The sequence below is a fragment of the Qipengyuania qiaonensis genome (genome assembly GCF_019711515.1).
In the GTDB taxonomy this organism is placed as follows: domain Bacteria; phylum Pseudomonadota; class Alphaproteobacteria; order Sphingomonadales; family Sphingomonadaceae; genus Qipengyuania; species Qipengyuania qiaonensis.
In genome coordinates, this window is record NZ_JAIGNO010000015.1 from 45,471 (window position 1) to 55,202 (window position 9,732).

Genomic DNA, 9,732 nt, shown 5'->3' on the forward strand with positions numbered 1-9,732 from the left:
CCGTGTTGACTTCCAGATTTACCGGTTATGCGAAAGACATTGGCAGCCGGCTTTATCCGGGCGATGTCATCGCTTGTGCGAAGTAGATTGTTCTTTTGATCTAGCAGATTCTGGTTTCAGCACGCCCGCACCTGCCGAAGGAGAAACCGCAAGAACCCCCCCGTGTCACCCGGCCCGCAATTCCTCGGCCAGCAATTCGAAATCGGCGCGCCTTGGCGAGTTCTTGCGCCAGATCAGGGCGATTTCGCGGGTGGCGTTCTTGGATTTGAGGGGGCGGGCGACCACGTCGGTGCCGGTCAGGATTCCCGCATCGACCGCCATTTTGGGCAGCATGGTCAGGCCGAGATCGTTGTCGACCATCTGCACCAGCGTGTGCAGGCTGGTGCCAATCATGGTGGCCGAGGCGCGCAGTTCGGGGCGGTTGCAGGCAGCCAGCGCATGGTCCTTCAGGCAGTGGCCGTCTTCCAGCAGCAGCAGGCGGCCCTCGTCGATCATGCTCGGCGGAATGACGGCGGGCGGATCGCGCGGATCGTCCTTGGGAAAGGCGACATAAAGCTCGTCGTCGGAGATATGCGCCTTCTCGACCTCGCCCGTGGCGAAGGGCAGGGCGAGCAGCACGCAATCGACGCGTCCATGCTGGAGCGATTCGACCGCGTCGTGGCTGGTTTCCTCGCGCAGCAGCAACTCCAGATCGGGGCGTTCGCGGCGCAGGCGGGGCAGAAAGCGCGGCAGCAGAAAGGGCGCAATCGTGGGGATCACGCTCATGCGGAGCTGGCCCGCCAGCGGCTTGCCCGCGGCCTGGACCAAGTCGGCCAGTTCCTCGGCCTCGCGCAGGATGCGATGCGCCTTCTCGACCACCTGATTGCCCAGGGAGGTGAAGCGCACCACGCGTCGGCTGCGTTCGACCAGCGTCACGCCGAGCAGGGATTCGAGTTCGCGAATGCCTGCGCTGAGGGTGGACTGCGAGACGAAACTGGCCTCCGCCGCACGGCCGAAATGGCCATGTTCGTGCAGCGCGACGAGATATTGCAGCTGCTTGAGGGTGGGGAGGTAGGTGCTCATCTCGATGCCGATGTCCGTGTCATTCCATGCGGAGGCGCGAAGATTTGAAGGTTTTCGGGGCGCTCACAGAGGCGCAGAGGCACAGAGGTGTTGCGCCCGCGGCGAAGCCGCGTTTCATTGAATATTCGGCGCGGCACGACGAGCTTATCGGAGAAGAAACCGCTGCGCGGCTTGGGGCCTCTGCGCCCCAGTGCCTCTGTGAGCGGAAAAGCCCACTCCGCGTCTCTGCGTTTCCGCGCGACCGATTGCATCACTCCGCCGCCTGCGCGTCGACCATGCCGGCATGCAGATCGTCGACATGGGTCATCAGCAGCCGGCCGTCCTTGACGGCGAAGGCGAGGCGGCCCTCGACCAGTTCGAGCGCGTCCTTGCCGAAGATGTCGTAGCGCCAGCCTTCGAGGATCTTGAGATCGCGCACGCCTGCGGCCAGCGCTTCCATCTCGTCCGCCTTGGTCAGCAGCCGGGCGGCAACATCGATCTCGCGCGCGCGGATCTTGAGCAGCAGCTTGAGCAGGTCCGCCACCAGCGCGCCTTCCTTGCCGAGAGGGGCGCCGCGCTTGGGCTTTTCGGGCATTTCATCTTTCGACAGCGGCTCCGCCTTTTCGAGCACTTTCATCAGACGCTTGCCGATATCGTTGTCTTTCCACGCATTCGACAGACCGCGGACCTTGGTCAGATCGGGCTGTTTCTTGGGCGGATGGCTGGCGATATCGGCCAAGGTTTCATCGCGCATGATGCGGCCGCGCGGGATGTTCTTGTGCTGCGCCTCGCTCTCGCGCCAGGCAGCGAGGGCCTTGAGGCGGCCGAGAACGGCCGGGTTGCGCCCGGGCGAGCGGATGCGCTGCCACGCCTTGCCAGCATCGTTGGCGTAGTTTTCCGGATCGGCAAGCTTGTCCATCTCCGCATCGAGCCATGCACCGCGGCCGGTCTTGATGAGTTTCTTGAGAATGCGCGGGAAGATCTTGGCGAGGTGGGTGACATCGCCGATGGCATATTCGATCTGCCGATCGGTCAGCGGGCGGCGGCTCCAGTCGGTGAAGCGCGCGCCCTTGTCGATCGTCAGGCCGAGCCAGCTTTCGACGAGGTTCGCATAGCCGATCTGTTCCGACTGGCTGATCGCCATCATCGCAATCTGCGTGTCGAAGATGGGATGCGGCGTCTTGCCGGTGAAATTGTAGACGATTTCGACATCCTGCCCGCCGGCGTGGAAGATCTTGAGCACGTCTTCATTGTCGCACAGCAGGTTCCACAACGGGCTGAGGTCGATCCCTTCGGCCAGCGGATCGATGGCCGCGGCCTCTTCCTCATTGCCGATCTGCACCAGGCACAGTTCGGGCCAATAGGTGTTCTCGCGCATGAATTCGGTATCGACGCAGACGAATTCGCTTTTCGCCAGGCGCTCGCACAGTTCGGCAAGCGGTGCGGTTTCGATAATCAGGTCATGTATTTTCATCGTATCATTTCGTGTCTGTGGAGCGGAGTGCCACCCCTCGGGCCTGAACGACCCAACTCAACGGAGTGCGAGTGAACCTTGACAAAAGTCCGCCCTTGCCCTGTTAGCGCGCGCGATTCCTGCTAGAGGCAGCGCGACCGCCGCGCCCTTAGCGTCATAGCTCCGAAAATGGAAAGATTTTAGATGCACGCCTACCGTACCCACAACTGTTCTGCGCTGAACAAGGACAATGTCGGCGAAACCGTTCGCCTGTCGGGCTGGGTGCACAACAAGCGCGATCATGGCGGTGTGCTGTTCGTCGACCTGCGCGACCATTACGGCATCACCCAGATCGTTGCCGACGAGGATAGCGAGGCGCTGCCGATCCTCGACAGGATCAAGCTGGAATCGGTCGTCACCATCGACGGTACGGTGAAGGCGCGTGCCGATGCAGCCGTGAACCCGAATCTGCCAACCGGCGGGATCGAGGTGTTCGCGCGCTCGGTCAATGTGCAGAGCCGCGCGGACGATCTGCCGCTGATCGTCAATTCGGCGGAGGATTATCCGGAGGAAACGCGCCTCAAATACCGCTTCGTCGATCTGCGGCGGGAGCGCGTGCACAACAACATCATGCTGCGCAACAAGGTCATCACCTCGCTGCGCCGCCGCATGATCGACCAGGGCTTCAGCGAGTTCCAGACCCCGATCCTTGGCGCTTCGTCGCCCGAAGGCGCGCGCGATTATCTCGTGCCCAGCCGCTTGCATCCAGGCCGTTTCTACGCGCTCCCGCAGGCGCCGCAGATGTTCAAGCAGCTGTTGATGGTTGCCGGATTCGACCGCTATTTCCAGATCGCGCCCTGTTTCCGCGACGAAGACCTGCGCGCCGATCGTTCGCCCGAATTCTACCAGCTCGACTTCGAGATGAGCTTTGTGACGCAGGAAGACGTCTTCCAGGCGATCGAGCCGGTGCTGGCGGGCGTGTTCGAGGAATTTTCAGGCGGCAAGACCGTGACGCCCGCGGGCGAATTCCCGCGCATTCCCTATGCGGAATCGATGCTGAAATACGGCACCGACAAGCCCGACCTGCGCAATCCGCTGATCGTCAGCGACGTGACCGAGCATTTCACTACCAGCGGCTTCGGCCTGTTCGAGAAGATCGTCGGCACCGGCGGCAAGGTCCGCGTGGTCCCGGCGCCGAACACGCAGGAGAAGAGCCGCAAGTTCTTCGACGAGATGAACGACTGGGCGCGCCGCGAGGGCTTCGCCGGCCTGGGCTACGTCACTCGCAAGGGCGGCGAGTTCGGTGGCCCGATTGCCAAGAACCACGGTGCCGAGGGCATGGAGAAGCTCTATGCCGAGCTGGGTCTGGGCGAGAACGACGGGCTGTTCTTCGCTGCGGGCAAGGAAAAGGACGCTGCCAAGCTTGCCGGTGCCGCGCGCACCCGCGTGGCCGAGGAACTGGGCCTGATCGAGGAAGGCTGCTTCAAATTCTGCTGGATCGTCGATTTCCCGATGTTCGAATACGACGAAGAACTCAAAAAGGTCGATTTCAGCCACAACCCCTTCTCGATGCCGCAGGGCGAGATGGAGGCGCTGGAAACGCAGGACCCGCTGGAGATCAAGGCGTGGCAGTACGACATCGTGTGCAACGGCTACGAACTCAGCTCGGGCGCTATCCGTAACCACCGCCCGGACATCATGTACAAGGCCTTCGAAATCGCCGGCTACACGCAAGCCGATGTGGACGAGAACTTCTCCGGCATGATCGAGGCGTTCAAGCTCGGCGCGCCGCCGCATGGCGGTTCGGCCCCGGGGATCGACCGCATCGTGATGCTGCTGGCCGACGAGCCCAATATCCGCGAAGTGATCGCCTTCCCGCTCAACCAGAAGGCGCAGGATCTGATGATGGGCGCGCCCAGCCTGGTCAGCCCGCGCCAGCTACGCGATGTGCATATCCGCACTGTTGAAGCGCCCAAAACGGAGAGCTAAGGCAAATCTGTGCTTGCCCTTACGGCATTCGAGCGGACACTTGCGCTTGTCCTCGGCGTTCATTAGGGCGACAGGCAATTCAATAACCCCCAAATCTGAGAGGGACAAAAATGAGCGATACTGCCGACCGCGTGCAGAAGATTGTCGTCGAGCACCTCGGCGTCGAGGCCGACAAGGTCACCCAGGAAGCCAGCTTCATCGACGATCTCGGTGCGGACAGTCTCGATATCGTCGAGCTGGTCATGGCCTTCGAAGAAGAATTCGGCGTCGAAATCCCCGACGACGCGGCTGAGAAGATCACCACCGTCGGCGATGCGACCAAGTATATCGAAGAGCACAAGGGCTAAGCCTCGCGCTTTTCGAATCCCGCATTATATGCGGGACTGGACAGGCCCGACCCGATAGCGGGCCGGGCCTGTTGTCTTATCTGCGGAGAATTACATGCGTCGTGTGGTCGTAACCGGACTTGGCCTCGTCACCCCGCTGGGCGGCGATGTCGAGACTTCATGGGCAAACCTGATCGCGGGCAAGAGCGGGGCGGGGTCGATCACCCGGTTCGATACCACCGGGCAGAAATGCACCATCGCCTGCGAAGTGAAACCCAGGGACCATGAATACGGCTTCGATCCCGACAAGCGGGTCGACCACAAGGTCCAGCGTCAGGTCGACCCCTTCATCGTATACGGTATCGATGCTGCCGGCCAGGCGCTCGAAGATGCCGGCCTGGTCGAGATGGACGACGCGCTCAAGCTGCGCACCGGTGTATCGATCGGTTCGGGCATCGGCGGCCTGCCGGGCATCGAAAGCGAATCGATCGTGCTGCACGAACGCGGCCCGGGCCGGGTCAGCCCCCACTTCGTCCACGGGCGACTGATCAACCTGATTTCGGGTCAGGTGTCGATCAAATACGGCCTGATGGGTCCCAATCACGCCGTGGTCACTGCATGCTCTACCGGGGCGCACTCCATCGGCGATGCGGCGCGGATGATCGCGCTCGACGATGCCGACGTGATGCTGGCAGGCGGCGCGGAATCGACCATCAACCCGCTTGGCGTGGCCGGTTTCGCCCAGGCGCGGGCGCTCAATATGAGCATGAACGACCGCCCGACCGAAGCCAGCCGCCCCTATGACAAGGACCGTGACGGGTTCGTCATGGGGGAAGGCGCCGGCGTGGTGGCGCTCGAGGAATACGAACACGCCAAGGCGCGCGGCGCGAAGATCTATGCCGAAGTCGTCGGGTACGGCCTGTCCGGCGATGCCTATCATGTCACCGCTCCCCACCCCGAAGGCAAAGGGGCGGAACTGGCCATGCGCATGGCGTTGAAGAAGGCTGGCATGGAGCCGGGCGACATCGATTACGTCAATGCCCACGGCACATCGACCATGGCCGACACGATCGAACTGGGCGCCGTCAAGCGCGTGCTGGGTGACGATCTTGGCGGGGCTTCCATGAGTTCGACCAAGTCCGCCATCGGCCATCTGCTGGGCGGTGCCGGCGCGGTCGAGGCCATCTTCTGCATCCTTGCGCTGCGGGACCAGGTGGTTCCGCCCACGCTGAACCTGCACAACCCCGACGACGGCACCGAGGGAGTCGATCTGGTCCCGCTCGAGGCGAAGCGGCGCGAGGTCAAAGCCGCGCTCAACAACAGTTTCGGCTTTGGCGGTACCAACGCATCGCTGATCATCAAGAAGGTCGACTGAGGTGAAGAAGGCCGGGTGCCTCCTGGCAGCCGTCCTGTCGCTGGTCCTCGCGATCGGCGCGATCTGGTTCCTGTCGGGCTGGTGGGGCGGCGCCGAGGTCGAAGAGGACACGAATTTCATCGTGCCCTCGGGCGCGAGCCTGACCTCGGTTGCGGACAAGCTGGCCGACGAGGGGCTGATCTCGGACTCCGGCGGCTTTCTGCTGCGGGCCAAGATATTCGGATCGTCCGACCCGATCATGGCAGGCGAATTCCTGTTGCCTGCGGGCGCGAGCAATGCGCAGATCCTCGACACGTTCCAGCACGGCGAGGTGATCCGCCGCTTCGTGACCATTCCCGAAGGACTGCCTTCGATAATGGTTCACGAACGGCTGATGGCGGAAGATCATCTTACCGGTGAAATCCCCGTCCCGGTGGAAGGTTCGGTACTGCCCGACACATATGATTTCGAGCGCGGCGAGGCGCGTAGCGCCGTATTGGCGCGGATGCAGGCCGCGATGCAGAATTACCTTGCCGAAGCATGGCCCAAGCGCGTCGAGGGGATCGCGGTCGATACGGTGCAGGAAGCGGTGACGCTGGCCTCCATCGTGGATAAGGAAACCGGCGTCGCGCGTGAACGTAGGATGGTGGCCGGCCTCTATTCCAACCGTGTGAAGGACGGGATGCTGCTGCAAGCCGATCCCACGATCATTTATCCGATAACCAAGGGCAAGCCGCTCGGCCGCCGGATCAAGCAGTCCGAAATCGCCGCGATCAACGATTACAACACCTATACGATGGTCGGCCTGCCCAAGGGGCCGATCACCAATCCTGGGCGAGAAGCCATCGCTGCCGTGCTGAACCCGGCCAAAACGAGCGCGCGCTACATGGTCGCGGATGGCACGGGCGGCCATGCCTTTGCCGAGACGCTCGAAGAGCATAACCGCAACGTTGCCAAATGGTTCGAGATACGCCGCCAACGTGGGGAAATGTGAGCGGCGAGGGCGATGCTCCGCTGATCGTCACCGCGCAATTGCCGCGCGACCTCCATGCGCGCTTCACCGCCATGCGAACCGCGCACTTTCCGCCCGAGCGCAACTACCTTGAAGCGCATGTCACGCTGTTCCACGCTCTGCCGGCTATGTGCGAGGGCGAGGCGTGCATCCTGCTGAAACGGCTTGCCGCCGAATTCGCGCCTGTCGCTGCGCAGGTCGAAGGCATGATGTCGCTGGGAGGCGGAACGGCAATCCGGTTGTCGAGCCATGGCATGCTCGAAGTTCGCGCGATGATCGCGGACCATTTTCGCGGCCTGCTGACCCAGCAGGACCAGCACGCCCCGCGTCTGCACGTAACCGTCCAGAACAAGGTGACGGCAAAGGAAGCGAAGGCTCTGCAGGCAGTTTTGGCGGGCGAGATCGAACCCGGCCCGTTCGCATTTCGCGGTCTGCAACTCTTTCGCTACCGCGGCGGTCCGTGGGAACAGATCCGCGATTTCACGTTCAGGGGACGTCACGCGCCGTAGCGGCCGAATTTCACGGTTGTCGAAGGCGTTGGCGGGGCCCGGTTTCCTGCCAGCGCGTTCAGGGAAACGGCGTGCCAATGCGTGGAATGTGGCGTGCCGGCAGAAATCGTTCGGGGAGCGCAATTGCGCGGTTGACCCCGCCGTCGGACAGCCCTAAACGCGCCGCCTGCCGAGCGGGCGCTTGCCCCGGCATGCCTCTTCGGGGCGGAGTAGCTCAGGTGGTTAGAGCAGCGGAATCATAATCCGCGTGTCGGGGGTTCGAGTCCCTCCTCCGCTACCAAGATTTTCCAAGTATAATCAGCTTGTTACGAACGTCTGAGGCGCTCTTGCCATGTCGCAATCGCTTTTGCGCCATGTTGCATGAATTTGGCGGTTTTGCGTGGTTTTGCATTGTGTCGCGGCGCTTCGATGCAACATGGATGCGACATGAAACGCTATTCGAGCATGCGCCGCACAACACCGGGATCGGCAGCTTCGGCGTCGCGAAGCTGGCGGGCTTCGTGGATTTCTTTGTGCGAAATGCCGAGTTCGGCAACGCCTACCGCTTCCGCATTGGAAGCGGTGCGCTCGTTGGCGCTACGAACCTCGCCCCGCTCCTGCGCCGCGTCGTATTCGTCGGCCAGCCTGCGCTTGGCGAGGCTCTCGATTTCCAGCGCGTCGGCTTGGGCGACCCATGACCGGCGCTTCGACTTTCGGTTCATTTTGACGCGAAAGTCTCAACTCCAGCAGTTCGGCATAGCGCCGGATATGCTCGTCGCGCTGCTCCTTTGTCAGGTCGAGGCGATGCAGATTTTCGGAAAGCTCCCAAAGCTCGGCTGCGGTCTCGTCGCCTCGCTGGCCACCTTGTCCCAGAAGCCGAGCTTGGCCTTGTCGCTACCGGCTTCGGCGAGCGTGATTGGTTCACTTTACGGGTTTTCCTGCAACCCGCAAACGCGAGCGCGCCCACCACCAGACATATCGCCAGCATCACGCTGTGCGGCCATAAGCTCGCCAAGCCGACGCTCGCCACGCCGACCGCATTCAGGCCCGCGCGATCCGCCGTTGCGGTGAATTGCTTAAGCAGTTCGACGGGCGTGGCGGGGACACTACCAAAAAGGACGCCCGTGTCCTTTCTGCGCCCACGCGCCGCGAGGCCGCTTCCGGTGCCGGTATGTCCGAGCGTCAGGCCAAAACTGCCGTCCGCGTTGCCAACGTCCCTTCCGAGACGTTCGAGCGCGAAGTGGAAAGCTATGCCGTGCTGACCGTAGCTAAGCTGGCATTGGGTCGCTCCACAGCATCCTTAACCCAGCGTAGCCGGACTAAGTTTGCCCAATCTGCGCTCATGCCGGTTCGGGCACGCGATCGACCTTGATCGCCTTGGCTCCCTTCTTCGCCAATACGAGATCGTGTGCAGACTGCATCCGCAACATCGTCTGCGCAGATACCCCGAACGCCTTTTCGAAGCGAATAGCCATCTCGGGAGAGAGCGCGGCGCGCCCGTTCAGAACGCGGCTGAGCGCCGGCCTGGTCACCTTCAGATGATCGGCGGCGCTGGAAACGCTCATGCCGTAGGGCTTCACAATCTCCTCCAAAAGCCACGGCCCCGGATGGATCGCGAAACTATCGTGCAACTTGATAGCCATCAGTGATAGTCCTCCAAGTCGAGATCGGCGAGGGTGTCGTCGTCGATCATGGTAAAGGTCAACCGCCAGTTCTTTGTGACGGTCATGGCGAAATAGCCCTCACGGTCGCCCGCAAGAGCATGGAAACCGAAATTCGGCGGCGTCTGTAAATCCTCGATACCGCCCGCGTTGACGATGAATGCCACCATTCTCACCAGACGTTGCGGCTCGATCACACCCTTAGCCTTGCCGGTTTCGACAAACCTGCGCAGAGCCTTATGATGAATACTGGCGATTTCCATGTACGTGTAATGCCATGCGTTACAACCTAGGTCAAGCGGATTGTATCGCTATGAGTTACACTTTAGGCTCCTCTTTTGAGGAGTAACCCCTCCGACTTCAGTCGGATATTGGCTTCAGCCATAGACTCGCGTGCAAGCCTGTAAC

At 62.1% G+C, this 9,732-nt stretch carries 10 protein-coding genes and 1 tRNA gene; 6 read left to right on the forward strand and 5 right to left on the reverse strand.

Translation table 11 applies throughout. The features are described 5' to 3' along the window. Positions 1-165: 165 nt before the first annotated feature. Together K3174_RS15380 and rnd are read right to left on the reverse strand one after the other, a co-directional pair. The gene (locus tag K3174_RS15380; RefSeq protein WP_221560321.1) at positions 166-1,062 is read right to left on the reverse strand and encodes a hydrogen peroxide-inducible genes activator; all 897 of its coding nucleotides are present in this window, start codon (positions 1,060-1,062) and stop codon (positions 166-168) included. A gap of 250 nt (positions 1,063-1,312) precedes the next feature. After that, on the reverse strand, positions 1,313-2,515 hold the full coding sequence (rnd, locus tag K3174_RS15385) for a ribonuclease D (RefSeq protein ID WP_221560322.1): 1,203 nt from the start codon (positions 2,513-2,515) through the stop codon (positions 1,313-1,315). 183 nt (positions 2,516-2,698) lie between these two features. On the opposite strand from rnd, the gene aspS reads away from it, so the two are divergent. The 6 genes from aspS to K3174_RS15415 all read left to right on the forward strand — a co-directional run bounded on the left by aspS (position 2,699) and on the right by K3174_RS15415 (position 7,964). Further along, a complete protein-coding gene (aspS, locus tag K3174_RS15390; protein WP_221560323.1) occupies positions 2,699-4,483 on the forward strand; it encodes an aspartate--tRNA ligase in 1,785 nt (594 codons plus the stop codon). Between the two features lie 110 nt (positions 4,484-4,593). After that, positions 4,594-4,830, forward strand: coding sequence for an acyl carrier protein (locus K3174_RS15395; RefSeq protein WP_006834437.1), 237 nt, complete (start codon positions 4,594-4,596; stop codon positions 4,828-4,830). Positions 4,831-4,924: 94 nt separating this feature from the next. Then, entirely contained in the window at positions 4,925-6,184 is a 1,260-nt protein-coding gene (gene fabF, locus K3174_RS15400; RefSeq protein WP_221560324.1) for a beta-ketoacyl-ACP synthase II, read from the forward strand. A gap of 1 nt (position 6,185) precedes the next feature. Beyond that, entirely contained in the window at positions 6,186-7,157 is a 972-nt protein-coding gene (gene mltG, locus K3174_RS15405; RefSeq protein ID WP_221560325.1) for an endolytic transglycosylase MltG, read from the forward strand. After that, on the forward strand, positions 7,154-7,684 hold the full coding sequence (locus K3174_RS15410) for a 2'-5' RNA ligase family protein (protein WP_345719669.1): 531 nt from the start codon (positions 7,154-7,156) through the stop codon (positions 7,682-7,684). The genes mltG and K3174_RS15410 overlap by 4 nt, the downstream gene beginning before the upstream one ends. Positions 7,685-7,887: 203 nt before the next feature. Continuing rightward, positions 7,888-7,964: transfer RNA gene (locus tag K3174_RS15415), tRNA-Met, on the forward strand. A 154-nt stretch (positions 7,965-8,118) separates the two neighbouring features. Here the strand turns inward: K3174_RS15415 and K3174_RS15420 are convergent. From K3174_RS15420 to K3174_RS15430, 3 genes are all read right to left on the reverse strand, one after another. Next, positions 8,119-8,385 (reverse strand): hypothetical protein, encoded by a 267-nt coding sequence (locus K3174_RS15420; RefSeq protein WP_221560327.1) that lies wholly within the window; start codon positions 8,383-8,385, stop codon positions 8,119-8,121. A 618-nt stretch (positions 8,386-9,003) separates the two neighbouring features. Beyond that, on the reverse strand, positions 9,004-9,306 hold the full coding sequence (locus tag K3174_RS15425) for a HigA family addiction module antitoxin (protein ID WP_221560328.1): 303 nt from the start codon (positions 9,304-9,306) through the stop codon (positions 9,004-9,006). Beyond that, positions 9,306-9,587 carry a type II toxin-antitoxin system RelE/ParE family toxin gene (locus K3174_RS15430; RefSeq protein ID WP_221560329.1) on the reverse strand — a complete coding sequence of 94 codons (282 nt, stop codon included), beginning with the start codon at positions 9,585-9,587 and terminating at the stop codon, positions 9,306-9,308. The genes K3174_RS15425 and K3174_RS15430 overlap by 1 nt, the downstream gene beginning before the upstream one ends. Between the last annotated feature and the right edge of the window lie 145 nt (positions 9,588-9,732).

What these genes read in the sequence shown, in the direction of transcription:
- K3174_RS15430 (WP_221560329.1), bottom strand. Translation starts at nt 9,587, where the DNA reads ATGGAAATCGCCAGTATTCATCATAAGGCTCTGCGCAGGTTTGTCGAA.
- K3174_RS15420 (WP_221560327.1), bottom strand. Translation starts at nt 8,385, where the DNA reads ATGAACCGAAAGTCGAAGCGCCGGTCATGGGTCGCCCAAGCCGACGCG.
- aspS (WP_221560323.1), top strand. Translation starts at nt 2,699, where the DNA reads ATGCACGCCTACCGTACCCACAACTGTTCTGCGCTGAACAAGGACAAT.
- K3174_RS15395 (WP_006834437.1), top strand. Translation starts at nt 4,594, where the DNA reads ATGAGCGATACTGCCGACCGCGTGCAGAAGATTGTCGTCGAGCACCTC.
- fabF (WP_221560324.1), top strand. Translation starts at nt 4,925, where the DNA reads ATGCGTCGTGTGGTCGTAACCGGACTTGGCCTCGTCACCCCGCTGGGC.
- K3174_RS15425 (WP_221560328.1), bottom strand. Translation starts at nt 9,306, where the DNA reads ATGGCTATCAAGTTGCACGATAGTTTCGCGATCCATCCGGGGCCGTGG.
- rnd (WP_221560322.1), bottom strand. Translation starts at nt 2,515, where the DNA reads ATGAAAATACATGACCTGATTATCGAAACCGCACCGCTTGCCGAACTG.
- K3174_RS15380 (WP_221560321.1), bottom strand. Translation starts at nt 1,062, where the DNA reads ATGAGCACCTACCTCCCCACCCTCAAGCAGCTGCAATATCTCGTCGCG.